This window comes from Pseudoduganella buxea (genome assembly GCF_009720835.1).
Taxonomy (GTDB): domain Bacteria; phylum Pseudomonadota; class Gammaproteobacteria; order Burkholderiales; family Burkholderiaceae_D; genus Rugamonas; species Rugamonas buxea.
This window is the reverse complement of record NZ_WNKZ01000001.1, coordinates 164,925-180,634: the sequence shown is the minus strand read 5'-3', so window position 1 is coordinate 180,634 and position 15,710 is coordinate 164,925. Positions and strand designations below refer to the sequence as shown.

The 15,710-nt window shown below is 68.0% G+C and carries 14 protein-coding genes; 10 read left to right on the top strand and 4 right to left on the bottom strand.

Annotated elements, in window-relative coordinates:
• Window positions 1-7: 7 nt before the first annotated feature.
• Window positions 8-1,387, top strand: a complete 1,380-nt coding sequence (locus GM672_RS00760) for a hypothetical protein (protein ID WP_155468608.1) — start codon at window positions 8-10, stop codon at window positions 1,385-1,387.
• A 154-nt stretch (window positions 1,388-1,541) separates the two neighbouring features.
• Window positions 1,542-2,267, top strand: coding sequence for a GntR family transcriptional regulator (locus tag GM672_RS00755; RefSeq protein WP_155468607.1), 726 nt, complete (start codon window positions 1,542-1,544; stop codon window positions 2,265-2,267).
• Window positions 2,268-2,286: 19 nt separating this feature from the next.
• Here the strand turns inward: GM672_RS00755 and GM672_RS00750 are convergent, their stop codons facing one another.
• A complete protein-coding gene (locus GM672_RS00750) occupies window positions 2,287-2,724 on the bottom strand; it encodes a hypothetical protein (RefSeq protein ID WP_155468606.1) in 438 nt (145 codons plus the stop codon).
• A gap of 186 nt (window positions 2,725-2,910) precedes the next feature.
• Here GM672_RS00750 and murQ point away from each other — a divergent pair, with 186 nt between their 5' ends.
• From murQ to GM672_RS00715, 7 genes are all read left to right on the top strand, one after another.
• Window positions 2,911-3,798, top strand: coding sequence for an N-acetylmuramic acid 6-phosphate etherase (murQ, locus tag GM672_RS00745; protein ID WP_260098614.1), 888 nt, complete (start codon window positions 2,911-2,913; stop codon window positions 3,796-3,798).
• A gap of 46 nt (window positions 3,799-3,844) precedes the next feature.
• Window positions 3,845-5,107, top strand: a complete 1,263-nt coding sequence (locus GM672_RS00740) for an MFS transporter (RefSeq protein WP_155468604.1) — start codon at window positions 3,845-3,847, stop codon at window positions 5,105-5,107.
• A 62-nt stretch (window positions 5,108-5,169) separates the two neighbouring features.
• Window positions 5,170-6,801 (top strand): glycoside hydrolase family 10-like protein, encoded by a 1,632-nt coding sequence (locus tag GM672_RS00735; RefSeq protein WP_155468603.1) that lies wholly within the window; start codon window positions 5,170-5,172, stop codon window positions 6,799-6,801.
• Between the two features lie 49 nt (window positions 6,802-6,850).
• Window positions 6,851-7,756: a BadF/BadG/BcrA/BcrD ATPase family protein gene (locus GM672_RS00730; protein ID WP_155468602.1), complete on the top strand. Its 906-nt coding sequence runs from the start codon at window positions 6,851-6,853 to the stop codon at window positions 7,754-7,756.
• Window positions 7,757-7,770: 14 nt separating this feature from the next.
• Window positions 7,771-8,634: an N-acetylmuramoyl-L-alanine amidase gene (locus tag GM672_RS00725; RefSeq protein WP_155468601.1), complete on the top strand. Its 864-nt coding sequence runs from the start codon at window positions 7,771-7,773 to the stop codon at window positions 8,632-8,634.
• Between the two features lie 10 nt (window positions 8,635-8,644).
• Window positions 8,645-9,541 carry a LysR family transcriptional regulator gene (locus GM672_RS00720; protein ID WP_155468600.1) on the top strand — a complete coding sequence of 299 codons (897 nt, stop codon included), beginning with the start codon at window positions 8,645-8,647 and terminating at the stop codon, window positions 9,539-9,541.
• Window positions 9,542-9,548: 7 nt separating this feature from the next.
• The gene (locus GM672_RS00715) at window positions 9,549-10,169 is read left to right on the top strand and encodes a M15 family metallopeptidase (RefSeq protein WP_229417488.1); all 621 of its coding nucleotides are present in this window, start codon (window positions 9,549-9,551) and stop codon (window positions 10,167-10,169) included.
• 15 nt (window positions 10,170-10,184) lie between these two features.
• Here GM672_RS00715 and GM672_RS00710 read toward each other — a convergent pair whose 3' ends face one another.
• From GM672_RS00710 to GM672_RS00700, 3 genes are all read right to left on the bottom strand, one after another.
• Window positions 10,185-10,676 (bottom strand): GlcG/HbpS family heme-binding protein, encoded by a 492-nt coding sequence (locus GM672_RS00710; RefSeq protein ID WP_155468599.1) that lies wholly within the window; start codon window positions 10,674-10,676, stop codon window positions 10,185-10,187.
• Window positions 10,677-10,776: 100 nt separating this feature from the next.
• On the bottom strand, window positions 10,777-12,381 hold the full coding sequence (locus tag GM672_RS00705; RefSeq protein WP_155468598.1) for a D-alanyl-D-alanine carboxypeptidase/D-alanyl-D-alanine-endopeptidase: 1,605 nt from the start codon (window positions 12,379-12,381) through the stop codon (window positions 10,777-10,779).
• A 9-nt stretch (window positions 12,382-12,390) separates the two neighbouring features.
• Window positions 12,391-13,629: a spore maturation protein gene (locus GM672_RS00700; protein ID WP_155468597.1), complete on the bottom strand. Its 1,239-nt coding sequence runs from the start codon at window positions 13,627-13,629 to the stop codon at window positions 12,391-12,393.
• Between the two features lie 145 nt (window positions 13,630-13,774).
• Between GM672_RS00700 and GM672_RS00695 the strand changes: the two genes are divergently transcribed.
• Window positions 13,775-15,535: an ABC transporter substrate-binding protein gene (locus tag GM672_RS00695; protein ID WP_155468596.1), complete on the top strand. Its 1,761-nt coding sequence runs from the start codon at window positions 13,775-13,777 to the stop codon at window positions 15,533-15,535.
• The last annotated feature ends 175 nt before the right edge of the window (window positions 15,536-15,710 follow it).

The window sequence follows — 15,710 nt, the reverse complement described above, 5'->3', positions numbered from 1 at the left end:
TTTGCACATGCCACTCTACCCCAGATTTGCGCCAGCGCTGGCGCTGCCCGTCCTCCTGGCCATGCTGAGCGCCTGCGGCGGCGGTGGCGCCGCCGGTACCGGCCATACGCCGCTGCCCGCGCCGGTCGAACCGGTCAGCGTGGCCTTGCCAGGGCTGGCAGTGCTGAAGGCGCGGGCGAGCGCCGACCATTGGGTGGCCATGGCGGGCACGCCCCGTGCCATTGCCGACGTCACCATCCCCGAACGCCGCCTGCGGATCGGCGCCGCGACATGGCAGCCGCCGGCCGGCTGGCGCCTGGTCGACTTCGCCCTGCATCCTTCCGGCGAGACCAGCGCCGTGCTGTCCGACGGCGCCACCTTGCGCCTGGTGCGGCTCGACCGCCGGGGCCAGGTGCTGGCCCAGGTGCCATTCACCGATCCGCTGGTGGCGAGCGATCCCACCGATGCCGATGCCGGCGAGATCCGCGAGCGCGCCGCGCTGGCGCCGTGGAAGAGCCGCGACGCCGTGCGCCTGGCCCCGGTCGGCGAGGAGGTGGCGCTGGCCTTGCGCGGTGGCGGCAATGCCGTCGTCGCGTACCGGCTCGACGGCGCTTACCGGCCGCGCTGGCGCACACTGGTCGAACCGGGCATCTACCTGGACGCGCAGCGTCCGACGAGCGGCAGCTTCGACCCCTTCGAGGGCATGGAAAACCACTGGCAGGTGTTCATGGACGCCGATGTCCAGGGGCGCGTGGCCGTCGGCGTGGCGATATCGTCGCGCGCGGAGCTGGGGCCGGCCCACGCACGCCACTTCGGCGAGGCGCTGCCGGTCGGGATGGTGGACGGCGTGCTGGTGACGGTGCTCGCGGCCGACGGCCGGCGCAGTCCCGCCATCGCGCTCGACAACCGCGACAAGGCCGAGCTGCACACGCTGCGCTGGTGGGGCGACACCTTGCTGCTGGCAGGACGGGTGCGCACCGGTCGCACCGCCGACGGGTCGGGCTGGGACGGCTATGTCGCCCGCCTCCATGCCGGCAGCCGGCAAGTGCTGGCCTACCGGCTGGCGGACGTCGACCGGGGCGACGCTATTCTGGACGCGGTTCCGCTGGCCGACGGCCGGGTGCTGGTCGCGGGGGCCGCCGGCTACACGCAGAACCCCGGCGGCGAAAGCGTGCTCGATGCCAGCCTGCCTCTGCTGGCGCGGGTCGACCTGGCCACCGGCGCGGTGCGTCGCATCCCGCTCGCCGCCGGCCCGCGCGGCAACCAGGTGCGGGGCCTGGCCCCCTGGCACGGCAACTGGCTGCTGGGCGGCAGCGACAACCTGCCTGCCACCCACACGGAAGACGCCGACCCTGCCCGCGTGACGGCGGATGGCTACCTGCGCGAGACGGCGCTGCCGGCCGAATGATGCCGCGCCACGGCAGCTTAGAAAATTCGGGGACTTGTCCCCGAATTTTCCCGGGCATGAGCTGCCGTTATGCGGTCACGGCAATTATTCATGCCAGCCAAATCGGGCGTTCCGTGCCCATCGCCGGTACACTACGGGCTACAGGAGTATTGCAATGACCGTGGAAGAACAAGAAATCACCGACAATTCGCCGTTGTACATGCAGATCGCCCGCAAGCTGACGGACGACGTGCGCTCCGGCCGCTACCAGGTTGACCAGGCCCTGCCGTCCGAACGGACGCTGTCGGAGCAGCTGAACGTATCGCGCGTGACGGCGCGCAAGGCCATCGACCAGCTGGTCGAGCAGGGGCTGGTGGTGCGCCGGCGCGGCTCGGGCAACTATATCGCGCCCCGCATCGAGCAGCCGCTGTCGAACCTGACGAGCTTTTCCGAGCAGTTGCAGCAGCGCGGCTACAAGCCCGGCTCGCGCTGGCTGAAGCGGGAAACCGTCACGGCCAGCGCGGATGAGCAGATGAGCCTGGGCCTGTCGCCGAACAGCAAGGTGGCCCGGCTGGAGCGCCTGCGCCTGGCCGACGACGTGGCCATGGCCTATGAAGTAAGCGTGCTGCCCTACAGCGCCGTGCCGCACCCGGAAGCGGTGGGCGACTCGCTGTACCAGTACCTGGAAAGCACCGGCAAGGCCCCGGTGCGGGCGTTGCAGCACATCCGCGCGATGAATGCTTCGGCGGAGCTGGCGCGCCAGCTCGACGTGCCCGAAGGCGAAGCCGTCCTGTTCATCACCCGTATCGCCTACCTGTCCTCGGGCGAGGCGGTCGAGCTGACCCATTCCTACTGCCGCAGCGATCATTACGACTTCGTGGCCGAGATGCGGCGCGGCTGACGGCCACGCCGCAAGCGCTTCAGTGCTGCGCCGGCGGGTACAGCTTGCGGATCAAGTCGACGTTGGCGCGCTGCTCCTGCGTGTAGCCGGCCATCGCGTCGGCCGCGCCCTTCTTGCCCATCGCGCTCTCGAAGCCCACGTGCATGCCGGCGTGCAGCGCGGCGAACATGGCCATCGCGTATTCTTCGCTGGTAAGGCCATGCCTGGCCACCAGCTGGCGCAGGGCCGGCGTGCCGTCGATCTGGCGCTGCAGGTCTTCCGCCGTCTTGACGTTCATACCCTTGCCTTCCCCTTCGCGCTCGACAGCCTCGGCCGCTTCCGGCTCCATTGCCTTCATTTTTGTCATCAGCTCGGGAGTCAGCAGGAAGCGCGACGGGTCGGCCGCGGCCAGGGCGGCGCCGGAACATGTCATGCAAAGGGCCAGGCCGGCGGCGGCGAACAGGGGGGCGAGGTTCATGGTATCGGCAGGGTTTGGGCGGATTCGGCCCATATTGTCCCTGCGGCCGCGCGCGGCGACTGTCGTAGAAATGTCATCATGATGTAACGCCGGGCCGGCATAACCTGGGGGAATGCCCCAGCGCGCACCTTTCATACGCGCAGCCTGTATACCGGGATTACACTGGGGTCGTGTCAACGGATAAGGATGGCAATGCTGAAAACCGAAATGCCCAGTTCGCAGCACCTCCAGCTCGACCAATATCCCGTGCCGGAACTGGTCGCGGCCCTGGTCGACGACCAGTTCGACGCCGTGCAGGCCGTGCGCAACGCGGCGCCCCGCATCGCCCGCGCCGTGGAGGCGGCCGTGCCCCGGATCGAAGCGGGCGGGCGGCTGATCTACGTGGGCGCCGGCACGTCCGGGCGGCTGGGGGTGCTCGACAGCGTGGAACTGTACCCAACCTTCTCGTGGCCCCACGAGCGCGCCGTGGCCCTGCTGGCCGGGGGCGAATCGGCCATGTTCGTGGCCGTCGAGGGGGCCGAGGACGACCATGAGCAGGGCGCGCGCGACCTGGACGGCGTGCGGCCGACGGCCAACGATGTCGTGCTGGCGCTGGCCGCTTCCGGCGCCACGCCCTATGTGCTGGGCGCCCTGGCGGCGGCGCGCGCGGCCGGTGCGCTGACGATCGGCATTGCCAACAACACCGGCTCGCCCGTGGCCGAAGGCGCCGAGATCGGCATCACGCTCGATACGGGTTCCGAGATCATCTCGGGCAGCACCCGCCTGAAGGCCGGCACGTCGCAGAAGATCGTGCTGAACACCCTGTCCAGCGCCATCATGGTGCGCCTGCACAAAGTCTATGGAAACTTGATGGTAGACTTGAAGCCCACCAACGCCAAGCTGTTTGCCCGCGCGGTGCGCCTGACGGTCCACGCCACGGGCGCAGACGAAGCCCGGGCACGCGCGGTGCTGGAGCAGTGCGGCTTCCACGTCAAGGTGGCGATCGTCGCCTTGCAGCGGCAGGTGCCGGTGCAGCAGGCCGGGAAGCTGCTGGAACAGGCGCAAGGCAGCGTGCGGGGTGCCCTGGGCGCATGAAGCCCCCGGGCGCCGGGCCGCGCCAACGATAACGAACAAGGATGGAATGAAAGCAGCACAGCGCAACCCATGGTCCTGGGTGCCGACCCTTTATTATGGCCAGGGCATTCCCTACTTCACCGCGATGACCCTGGCGCTGGTGATGTACAAGAACACCGGCTTTTCCAATTCCGAAATCGCCTTCTACACGTCCTGGCTGTACCTGCCATGGGTGATCAAGCCCCTGTGGGCGCCCGTGGTCGACATGTTCGGCACCAAGCGGGGCTGGGTAGTGGCGCTGCAGGCGGCCATCGGCGGGGCGCTCGCGCTCGTGGCGTTCACCACCCACCTGCCGGCCTTCTTCCAGGTGAGCCTGGCCGTGCTGTGGCTGATGGCGTTCAGCTCGGCCACGCACGACATCGCCGCCGACGGCTTCTACATGCTGGGCCTGACGCAGAAGCAGCAGGCCGGCTTCGTCGGCGTGCGCAGCACCTTCTACCGCCTGGCCAATATCACGGGCCAGGGCGTGCTGGTGGCACTGTCGGGCCTCCTGATCCGCGAAACGGGCGATCCCCACGTCGCATGGGCCATCATCTTCGCGCTGCTGGGCGGCGTGTTTGCCATCCTGGCCGTGTACCACTACTTCATGCTGCCGCACCCGGCGGACGATCACCCGGTGCGCGCCGGCGCGCCCGGCAGCGGCGAGTTCTTCGCCGCCTTCGCGTCGTTCTTCAAGAAGGACGGCATCGTCGTCATCCTGGCCTTCCTGCTGCTGTTCCGGCTGGGCGAATCGCAGTTGCTGAAGATGGCCGTGCCGTTCCTGCTCGATCCCCTTGAAAAGGGCGGGCTGGGGCTGGACAATGAAAAAGTGGGACTCGTGTACGGCACCGTCGGCGTCATCGCCCTGACCCTGGGCGGCCTGCTGGGCGGCGTTGCGATTGCCCGTTTCGGCCTGAAACGCTGCCTGTGGCCGATGGCCTTCATCGTCCACCTGCCCGACCTGGTATTCATCTACCTGTCCACGGCGCTGCCGCAGAACATCTTCGTAATTTCGGCGGCCATGGCCGTCGAGCAGTTCGGCTACGGCTTCGGGTTCACGTCGTACATGATGTTCATGATCATGGTCTCGGACGGCGAGCACAAGACGGCCCATTACGCCATCTGTACCGGTTTCATGGCGATGGGGATGATGCTGCCGCAGATGGCCAGCGGCTACCTGCAGCAGATGATGGGCTACCAGAATTTCTTCATCTGGGCCTGCCTGGCGACCATTCCCGCCTTCGTCATCACGGCGCTGGTCAGGATCGATCCCGCATTCGGGCGCGATTAGCCGGCAGTCACCGATTACAATACGGCGCTCCTTCCGCGGGACGGGGATCTAGACGACGAGGTATGGTTTTGGCTTTGAATGCGAAGAAACGGCTGACTCTGGCCGGCGGTGCCGCCGGCGTGCTGGCGGCGATCCTGAGTGCGTGCACGACGACACCGAAGGCCCCTGGCGCCGGCGGCACCGGACCTGGCCGGCTCCCGGGTCATGAACCGGTGCACTATACGGGCGAGCAGCCGCCACCGGCGCCGCGCGAGTTCCGCGCCGCCTGGGTCTCCACCGTCGCCAATATCGACTGGCCCAGCCGCAGCAACCTGCCGCCGGCGAAGCAGCAGGCCGAAGCCATCGCCATCCTCGAACGCGCCAGGTCGCTGAACCTGAACGCCATCGTGCTCCAGGTGCGCCCCAGCGCCGACGCGATCTATCCATCGAAACTGGAACCGTGGTCCGAATACCTCACGGGCAGGCAGGGCAAGGAACCGCAGCCGGCCTGGGACCCGCTGCAGTTCTGGGTGGCCCAGGCCCACGCGCGCGGCATGGAGCTGCATGCCTGGTTCAACCCCTACCGGGCCGGCCACACGGCGGCCCGCTCGCCGTTCTCCAGGGACCACATCTCCAATACCAACCCGCAGGCCGTCAAGAAATACGGTAAATACCTGTGGATGGACCCGGGCGAGGAAAGCGCGTCGCGCCACACACTGGAGGTGATCCTGGACGTGGTGCGCCGCTACGATATCGACGGCGTCCATATCGACGACTATTTCTATCCCTACCCGATCGAGGCGCCCAATGCCACCGGCGCGGAAGCGGCGGCGCTGGACCTGCCGTCATGGCAGAAGCCCGAGCTGGAATTTCCCGACCAGCCTTCCTGGCAGCGCTATGTGCAGGGCGGCGGCACCCTGGACCGCGCCGGCTGGCGGCGCCAGAACGTCGACCGCCTGATCGAGGCGATCTACACGGGCATCCACCGCGAAAAATCCTGGGTCAAGTTCGGCATCAGCCCCTTCGGCATCGGCCGGCCGGACCGCCGCCCGCCCGGTATCGCCGGCTTCTCGCAGTACGACAAGCTGTACGCGGACGCCGAACTGTGGCTGCAAAAGGGCTGGCTCGATTACCTGGCGCCCCAGCTGTACTGGCCCATCAAGCAGGCGCCGCAAGCCTTCCCCGTGCTGCTGGACTACTGGCTGGCCCAAAACACGCGGGCGCGCCACATCTGGCCCGGCATGTTCACCAGTAAAACGGCGGACGGCAGCAACAAGGCCTTCACGCCGGATGAAATCGTGCGCCAGATCGACGTGACGCGCATGCGCCCGGCCGGCACCGGCCATGTGCACTTCAGCATGGCGCCGCTGATGCAGAACCGCGCCGGCCTGGCCGACCGCCTGAAGGCCAACAGCTACCAGAGCGCGGCCCTGATTCCTGCCTCGCCCTGGCTGGGCGACGAAGCGCCGGCGGCGCCCACGGTGGCGCTCAAACGGGGCACGGGCGGCCTGACGGTCAGCCTGGGCACGCCGAAGAACGCCGTGCAGTACGCCATCTGGGCGCGTTACGGCGAGGAATGGCGCTTCACCGTGGCACCGGCCGCGCGGGGCGAGGTGGTGCTGGCCGACGATGCCGGACTGCCGGCACGGACCGTCGTCGTCACGGCGGTGGACCGGCTCGGCAACGAAAGCCAGCGCGCCAGCGCGCGGCTGTAGCGCCCGCCGCATCAGCAGCGCCGCCCGTTTCGCCGTACACTCGACAATCATGGACAACTCCGAACCTGGCCTGGGCATCGACGCCGGCGGCACGCAAACCCGCTGGGCGCTGGCGCGCGCCGACGGCAGCATCGTCGCCGATGGCCACGTGGCCGGCGCTTCGGCGCTGCAGATGGCCAGCCCGGCCGGGCGCGAGCGCCTGCATGCAATCTTCGTCTCGCTGGCGCGCGATGTGCTGGCCCACGGACGTCCCGGTGCCATCGCGGCCGGCCTGACGGGCTTCGGCGGCGAAGGCGGCGTGCTGGCCGGCTGGCTGGGCGAGCTGCTGGGCGTGGCGCCGGCCGCCATCACGCTGTGCAACGACATCGAAATCGCCTGCCTGGACTGTTTCGCGCCTGGCGAAGGCTACCTGGTCTATGCCGGCACCGGCTCGATCGCCGCCTTCATCGATGCGGACGGCAACCTGCACCGGGCCGGCGGGCGTGGCGTGGTGCTCGACGACGGCGGCGGCGGCTTCTGGATCGCCCGCGAGGCGATGCGCCGCATCTGGCGCCGCGAGGACGAGGCCCCTGGCGCCTGGCAGGAGTCGCCGCTGGCGCGCGCCGTGTTCGAACACGTGGGCGGCAGCGACTGGACCTTTTCGCGCCAGTTCATCTACACCCGCGAGCGCGGCGAGATCGGCCAGCTGGCCCTGGCCGTGGCACGCTGCGCCGAAGCCGACCCGGAAGCACGCGAGATCCTGCACCAGGCCGGGCGCGAACTGGCGCGGCTGGCGCTCGCCCTGGTGGCCCGCTACGGCCCCCGCCCCATCGTGCTGGCCGGCCGCGCCGCCGAGCTGCATCCGTCGATTGCCACCGCCATGCGCGCCGAACTGCCGGCCACGCTGGCGCTGCGGCAGAAAACCGTTCACCCCCACCACGCCGCCGCCCGACTGGCGGCGCGGCCCCTTTCCTGATACCCGACCTGCCCATGAAACGACTTTCGCTGACCACCGCCGCTGCCCTGCTCGCCCTGCTCGCAGGCTGCGCCACGACGCCACCGCCTGGCGGCCCCGCCGTCGACCGCACATTGACGTCGAAAGGCCAGAACAGCCGCGTGCGATTCATCGTCATCCATTACACGGTGGCGAACCTGCAGCGCTCCATCATGCTGCTGACGGAGAAGGAAGTGTCGGCCCATTACCTGCTGACGGACGTGGCGCCGCAAAAAATCTACGGCCTGGTGGACGAAAAGAACTCGGCCTGGCATGCCGGCCTGTCGAGCTGGAAGAACTACACGAACCTGAACAACAGCTCGATCGGCATCGAGATCGTCAATCCGGGCTTCACCGAGACGCCGGACGGCAAGCGTACCTACTACCCGTTTCCGCAGGCGCAGATCGACCAGCTGATCCCGCTGCTGAAGGATATCGTCGCGCGCCACGGCGTGGCGCCGGAAAACATCCTCGGCCACTCCGACATCGCCCCCCAGCGCAAGCAGGACCCGGGCCCCCTGTTCCCGTGGAAGCAGCTGGCCGACGCCGGGCTGGTGCTGTGGCCTGAAGCGAGCCTGGTGGCCGGCGCGCGTGTGAAATACGAGAACAATGTGCCCGACGCGCCGTGGTTCCAGCAGCGCCTGGCGCAGCATGGCTACGCCGTGCCCCGCACGGGCGTGTGGGACCAGGCCACGCACAACGTGCTGGTGGCCTTCCAGACCAAGTACCGCCAGGCCAACTACGACGGCGTGCCCGATGCCGAAAGCGCGGCAATCCTGGAAGTGCTGACGGCACCGAAGCCGAAGGTGGCGCAGCCGGCTGCTGCCGCCACGCCCGCGCCCGTGGCAGCCACGGAATAAGGAAGCCGCCATGCGCCTGCGCCATATCGAAGTGTTCCACGCGATCATGCAGGTCGGTACCATCAGCGGGGCCGCGCAGGTGCTGCATATCTCGCAGCCGGCCGTAACGAAGGTGCTGCAGCATTGCGAGCTGCAGCTGGGCATGCCCCTGTTCGAGAGAGTGCGCGGCAAACTGTATCCGAAACCGGAAGCGCACCGGCTGTTCATCGAAACGGAAAAGCTCCACCGCGATTTGCAGGGCATCCGCCGCCTGGCCGCCAGCCTGAAAAGCCGCACGGTGGAGACGATCCGGCTGGTCGCCACGCCCACCGTTGCCGTCAGCGTGCTGCCGCCGGCCATGACGCGCTGGCGCCGCGACTTTCCCGTCACGCGCTGCGAGCTGGCCACGCACCACACCAGCGAAATCGTCAACATGCTGCGCCTGGGCGAAGCCGACCTGGCGCTGTCGCTGCAGGACCCGCGCCATCCCGGTATCGTCGCCGAGCCGCTGGCCCAAGGCGTGATGACGGTGATTGCACCGACCGGCACGTGGCGCGCCGACGAGCTGGCCGCGCCGCTGTCGGCCGCCGGCCTGCAGGGCGAATTGATCGGCTATGCCGACAACGACCCGCTGGGCGAACTGGTAGTGGCCGCGTGCGAAGCGCAGGACGTACATCCCGTCTTTCGCACGGTGGTGCAGACCTACCAGATCGCCCGCTCGCTGGTGGAAGCCGGTGCCGGCATGGCCGTCGTCGATCCGTTCACGGCGGCGTCGGCCTTGCTCGAACGGGTACAGCGCCGGCCGCTGGCGCCGTCGATCCCCATCCAGCTCTACCTGCTGACGGCCGGCCACGCGCCGCTGTCGCATGGGGCGCGCCTGCTGGCCGATGCCGTCGGTACCGCCGCGCGCGCCTGCCTGGACGAATGAGAGCGCCATGAGCGGTTTGACGCCCACCATCGCCACCGAGCAGGTGCCGGACAGTCCCCACTTCCGCCACCTGTCGACGATCGCCGGCATCCGCGTCGACCTGCGCTATGCCAGCGGCGACAACTTCGTCGGCCGCGATCTGTACTCGCCGCTGGATTGCGCCTGGCTGCACCGCGAGGCGGCAGCGGCCATCGAACGCACTGTCGCCTGGCTGGCTGCGCGCCGGCCCGATCACACGCTGTTGATCCTCGACGCGCTGCGCCCGCACCGCGTGCAGGAGCAGCTGTGGGACGCGCTGGCCGGCACCGAACTGCGCATGTACCTGGCCGACCCCGTGCGGGGCTCGATCCACTCGTATGGCATGGCGGTGGACGTGACGATCGTCGACGGCGCCGGGCGCGAACTGGACATGGGCACGGGTTTCGACGACATGAGCGAACGATCCCACCCGGCGCTGGAGGCCGAGCTGCTGGCGCGGGGCGCACTGACACCGGGCCAGGTCGCCAACCGCCAGCTGCTGCGCGACGCCATGTTCCAGGCCGGGTTTGTCGGCATCAACAGCGAGTGGTGGCACTTCGATTGCGGCGACCGCGCCGTCGTGCGCGCGACGTTCACACGCGTGCTGTAACGCGCCTTCCGCCCGTCATGGCTTGGCCTGATCCAGTTCCGGCACGGCCGCGATGGCGGCAAGCGCACAGGCGTGATCGTTGACGGCGCCGCCGCCACCGGCCACGCCGATGGCACCGACAGGCTGCCCGCCCGCCAGCAGCGGCACCCCGCCACCCAGCAGCAAGAGCTCCGGCAAATTCGCCAGGTTGCGCGCATCCGGATTGGCTTGCGCCCCGCGCGCCAGCTCCAGGGTCGCGGTGCGGGTCGACAGGGCCGTGTAGGCCTTGCGGCGGCTCGCTTCCGTATTGTGCGGCCCGACCCCGTCGGCGCGCTGCAGCGCCACCAGGTTGCCGCCACGGTCCACGATCGAGACGACGATGCTGCGGCCCTGGCGGGCGCACGCGTCGATGGCACTGCCGGCCAGCCGGTTGGCGGCCTGCAAAGTCAGTTCGGAGGTTTGCCGCAGTTGCGCCGCTGCCGGCAGCGCCGTCAATGCCGCCAGCAGCAGCGTGGTGGTCTTGTACATGATGATCCTGGTCCGTTCGATGAGACCTGGATTGTTGCATGGGGCGTGGGCCGGGTGAATGACGGTTTTGTCATCGAGTGCGGCGGGACCGCCGCGCAAACTACATCGCACTGCCCGCACTGCTTTTCGCCGTCCAGTCGATCAGCGCATCGACGATGCCGCGCCCGATGCCGTTGCCGGCCTTTTCGTGGTTGACGATGGCGACGACGATGCACTCTTTGCCGTCTGCGTCCGGCACGTAGCCGGCAACGGCCACCACGCCGCTCAGCGTGCCCGTCTTGATGCGGGCGCGCGAGGCGGCGGGGCTGTCCTTCAGGCGGCGGCGCATGGTGCCGTCCAGGCCGACGATGGGCAGGCTGGCCTGGAACTCCGGCAGCCACGGCGAGGTCTGGCCGGCGCGCAGCACGGCCGCCAGCTGGACGGGGCGGGCGCGTTCCTTGCGCGACAGGCCGGAGCCGTTTTCGAACACCATGCCGTCCGTGTCGAGCTTTTGCTCCTTGAACCAGTTGCGGATCACCTGCTCGGCCCTCGCCGCCGTCGTGGCGGGCGCGCCGGTGCCGCCATGGGCCGCCATGAGCATCGCCAGGCGCTCAGCGGCCGGTAGCGGACGGCTGCCCAGCAGCGGGTCGGCCTGCAGGCTGCCCAGGCTGAGGAACAGCATGCGGGCAAAGGTGTTGTCCGAACTTTTCAGCGTATCGCGCACCAGTTCCGGCAGCGCGCGCGACACGTGTTCGGCCAGCAGCGTCGTGCCGTCCGCATCGGCGCCCGCGGCCGGCACGGCCGTCGCAGTGCCCTCGCTGGCCAACGCACCTTGCGCAACGGCCGCAGCGGCCAGGCGCGACGTGTGGGCGGCCAGGTCGAAGGTGCGGGTGGCGCCGGTGATCGTACCGCCCAGGCGCTGCCACGTGGCGCGCACCAGGCGGTCGGCATAGTCGTCCCGATCCAGCACGTTGATGTTGTAGCCCTTGCGGCAGTTGCGCGGGAAAGTGCCGTGCAACTGCACCGTCAGGCGCGTACCGTGCTTCACGACGGTCGGCGGCTGCCAGCCTTGCTCCCACTTGGCGCAGTCGCCGTCGACCAGCGTCATGCTCGACTTGACGTCGACCCGGTCCAGTTCCGGCAGCATCGAGACCGTCATGCCACGTGCATCCGACACCATTTCCACCTGCAGCATGTTCATGTTCAGCAGCAGCGCATCGGGGATGACGTTGTAGTACGCCTCGGGCGCCTCGTCGAAGGGCGGCTGGTTGGCATCAGGCCGGGCCGGGTGGAACAGCTGCCGGTCCAGCACCAGGTCGCCGGCGATCTTGTAGATGCCCAGGGTGCGCAGCCGTTCCAGCATATGGGTCAGCGCATCGGCCGTGAAGTCGATGTCGGCGCCGCCGCGCAGGATCAGATCGCCGTGCAGCACGCCGTTGGCGATGGTGCCGCTGCTGCGCATCTCGGTGCGGCCGCGGAAGATCGGGCCCAATTCTTCCAGGCCGACCAAGGTCGTCACCAGCTTGATGGTCGAGCCGGGATTCATCGCCTTGTCCGCTTCGTTCGACACGAGGATGGTGTCGCCGCGCAGCACGACGGCGCCGATGGCTTCCTCGGGAATGCCGCCGGCGGCGGCCAGTTTCGCCACCGGTTCGGGCAGTGCGGCATGGGTGAAGGAATACGCGCATGCCAGCAGCAGCGCAAGTACGGAACGGCGCAGGGTCATGGCAGCTCCTTAACCGAAGAACAGGTAAGCGACGAAGATCGCCGTGATGACGCCGGCCAGGTCGGCGATCAGGCCGCAGGAGATCGCATAGCGCGTCTTGCGGATGCCCACCGAGCCGAAATACAGGGCGACGATATAGAAGGTCGTGTCGGCCGAGCCCTGGAAGATGCAGGCCAGGCGGCCGACGAAGGAGTCGGGTCCATAGGTCGTCATGGCGTCGATCATCATCGCCTTCGAGCCGCTGCCGGACAGGGGCTTCATCAGCGCCGTCGGCAGGGCCGGCACGAAGTCGGTGCGCAGGCCCAGGCTGGAGAACACCCATTCGAAGCCGCCGACGATGAAGCCGAACACGCCCGCGTTACGGAACACGCTGATGGCCACCAGCATGCCGACCAGGTAGGGAATCACCGTCAGCGACGTCTGGATGCCGCCCTTGGCCCCTTCGATGAAGGCTTCGTAGACGTTCACGCCCTTGCGCAGCGCACCGATCAGGAAGACGGCGATAACGCTCATCAGGATCAGGTTGCTGACCACCTTCGACACGGTTTCGATCTCGCCCTTCGACAGGAACTGCGTGAAGTACCAGATCAGCGCGACGATGGCCGCCGTCATGCCGCCCAGCCAGGCCAGCACGACCCGGTCGAACAGGTTGATGCGCTGGCGGATCGACACGGCGATGATGCCGGCCAGCGTGGCGACATAGGTCGCGATCATGCAGGGAATGAAGATGTCGGACGGGTCGGCTGCGCCCAGGATCGCGCGCTGCGCCATGATCGCCAGCGGAATCAGGGTCAGCCCGGACGTGTGCAGCACGAGGAACATGATCTGGGCGTTGCTCGCTTCGTCCTTGTTCGGGTTCAGGGTTTGCAGGCTCTCCATCGCCTTCAGACCGAATGGGGTGGCGGCATTGTCCAGGCCCAGCAGGTTGGCCGAGAAGTTCATCACCATATGGCCCGTGGCCGGGTGGTCCTTCGGCACGCCGGGGAAGATGCGCGAGAAGAAGGGCGCGATGACCTTGGCCAGCCAGCCGATGGCGCCGGCCTTTTCGCCGATGTTCATGATGCCCAGCCACAGCGTCATCACGCCTGCCAGCGGCAGGGCGATGTCCATCACGCCCATGCGCGCGGCGTCGAAGGTGCCGTCGATGACTTTCTTGAAGATTTCCGTATCGCCCAGGAAGAGCCATTGGGCAAAGGCGGCCGCGAAGCCCACCAGGAAGAAGCCGGACCAGATGTAATTCAGGGACATGGAAGCGTCAGTAGTAAGCAATAATCCAGGCAAAGTATAGAGGACGCCCCGGCGCGCGCGATGAAAGAATGCGGGCCGGGTATGCAAAAAGCTTATGGAATGGTGCCGCTGCATTATGCTGGCGCCTTACGCCTGGACGATCGCCATGAAGACATTCCGCCAATTCGCCGCCGCGCTGCTGTGTGCCTGCACGGCCGCTTTTGCCACTGGCGCTGCCACGGCGCCCACCGCTGCCGGCAAGCCGCCCAAGGTGCTGCACGCCCTGCTGTCCACCGGCGAAACGGGCCTGGACCCTGCCGTCGCCTCCGACCTGGCCAGCCTGTCGCTGCTGGAGAACCTGTTCGACCCGATGCTGCGCTACGATTACCTGGCGCGGCCCGTCAGGCTGCAGGCCAACACGCTGGTGACCATGCCCACGGTGGACGCCGCCGGCACGACGTGGACCTTCCGCCTGAAGCCCGGCATGCACTTCGCGCCCGATCCGGCCTTCGGCGGCGCGCGCCGCGAAGTGACGGCCCAGGATTACGTCTACAGCCTGCAGCGGCTGTACGACCCGGCCCTGAAGTCGCCCTGGCTGTTCCTGTTCGAAGGCAAGCTGCTGGGCGACGCCGCCTGGCGCGAGCGCTTCAGCTACGCCACTGCCATTCCCGGCCTGCGCGCCCTCGACAGGTACACCCTGCAAATGCGCCTGAACACGCCGGATCCCAGCCTGCTGTTCTACCTGGCGTTGCCCGCCACCGGGGTCGTGGCGCGCGAGGCGGCCGAGCGCTACGGCAGCCAGCTGGGCAACCACCCCATCGGCAGCGGGCCGTTCATGATGGGCACATGGAAGCACAGCGACCGTATCACCTTGCTGGCCAACCCGGATTACCACGCAACGCTGGGCGGCAAGCGCCTGCCGCTGGTGGACCGGGTCGACGTGAAGATCATGGAGGAATACCAGTCGCGCGTGCTGGGATACCTGAATGGCGAATTCGACTACATCGAGCAGGTGCCGGAATCGATGCGCGACCTGGTGCTGGACCCGGCATCGAGCGCGCCCGTGCTCAAGTCGGAACTGGCGCGGCGCGGCATGGTGCTGGAACCCTTCCCCGTGCTGCAGACCTACTACATGTGGATGAACATGGAGGACCCCGTCATCGGCGGCTACTCGCCGGCCAAGGTGGCGCTGCGCCGCGCCATCGCGCTGGGCTACAACAGCGATGAAGACGTGGCGCTGCTGAAGAAAGGCCTGGCGTTGCCGGCCCAGTCGCCGCTGCCGCCGAATGTGCTGGGCTACGACCCGGCCTATCGCAGCCCCATCGCCTACGACCCGGCGCTGGCCCGCAAGCTGCTGGATCGCCACGGCTACCGCAAGGGTGCGGACGGCTACCGCACCCTGCCCGACGGGCGGCCGCTCACCCTGCGCATGCACAGCGAACCGTCGATGGTGGGGCGCCTGCGCGATGAGCTGTGGCGCAAGAACCTGACGGCCCTGGGCCTGCGCGTGCATTTCATCACGGACAAGAAGACGGAAATCATCAAGGCTTCGCGCCTGGGCAAGGTGATGATGTTCGAGACGAACTGGGTGGCCGACTTCCCCGATGGCGACAACTTCTACCAGCTGTTGTACGGCCCCAATGCGGGCCGCGCCAACTACGCGCGCTTCAACCTGCCGGCGTACAACGAGCGCTACGAAAAGGCGCGCCAGCTGGCCGATGGACCTGAGCGGCAGGCCCTGTACCGCGAACTGGCGCAGCTGATCCACGCCTACAACCCGTGGGTGCTGCTGACGCACCCGATCTCCGCCGATATCCGGCAACCGTGGCTAAAAAACTACAAGCGCCATCCGGTCGAATTCACAAACTGGCGATATCTGGATATCGACCTGCCTGCCCGCGAGCGCGCCGCTAAAATGACGCCCTGACAATTGGCATGAATGCATTCCATCAGGTTATGGCAGCGTCAGCAATTTTCATTAGGTGGCGCCAAACGCGCCACGCTACCCTGGACCGCCGGACCAGATACCGACAACGGGCAGCGCAATGACGCCGCCGCCGGCAACCGCATCATCGGCGCATTATTGGGACTCCCGCCACGGT

Bases quoted from the DNA above. Each gene is read 5' to 3' on its own strand.
- GM672_RS00735 (WP_155468603.1), top strand. From the start codon at position 5,170: ATGGTTTTGGCTTTGAATGCGAAGAAACGGCTGACTCTGGCCGGCGGT.
- GM672_RS00720 (WP_155468600.1), top strand. From the start codon at position 8,645: ATGCGCCTGCGCCATATCGAAGTGTTCCACGCGATCATGCAGGTCGGT.
- GM672_RS00700 (WP_155468597.1), bottom strand. From the start codon at position 13,629: ATGTCCCTGAATTACATCTGGTCCGGCTTCTTCCTGGTGGGCTTCGCG.
- GM672_RS00740 (WP_155468604.1), top strand. From the start codon at position 3,845: ATGAAAGCAGCACAGCGCAACCCATGGTCCTGGGTGCCGACCCTTTAT.
- GM672_RS00695 (WP_155468596.1), top strand. From the start codon at position 13,775: ATGAAGACATTCCGCCAATTCGCCGCCGCGCTGCTGTGTGCCTGCACG.
- GM672_RS00710 (WP_155468599.1), bottom strand. From the start codon at position 10,676: ATGTACAAGACCACCACGCTGCTGCTGGCGGCATTGACGGCGCTGCCG.
- GM672_RS00715 (WP_229417488.1), top strand. From the start codon at position 9,549: ATGAGCGGTTTGACGCCCACCATCGCCACCGAGCAGGTGCCGGACAGT.
- GM672_RS00750 (WP_155468606.1), bottom strand. From the start codon at position 2,724: ATGAACCTCGCCCCCCTGTTCGCCGCCGCCGGCCTGGCCCTTTGCATG.
- GM672_RS00730 (WP_155468602.1), top strand. From the start codon at position 6,851: ATGGACAACTCCGAACCTGGCCTGGGCATCGACGCCGGCGGCACGCAA.
- murQ (WP_260098614.1), top strand. From the start codon at position 2,911: ATGGCAATGCTGAAAACCGAAATGCCCAGTTCGCAGCACCTCCAGCTC.
- GM672_RS00755 (WP_155468607.1), top strand. From the start codon at position 1,542: ATGACCGTGGAAGAACAAGAAATCACCGACAATTCGCCGTTGTACATG.
- GM672_RS00705 (WP_155468598.1), bottom strand. From the start codon at position 12,381: ATGACCCTGCGCCGTTCCGTACTTGCGCTGCTGCTGGCATGCGCGTAT.
- GM672_RS00760 (WP_155468608.1), top strand. From the start codon at position 8: ATGCCACTCTACCCCAGATTTGCGCCAGCGCTGGCGCTGCCCGTCCTC.
- GM672_RS00725 (WP_155468601.1), top strand. From the start codon at position 7,771: ATGAAACGACTTTCGCTGACCACCGCCGCTGCCCTGCTCGCCCTGCTC.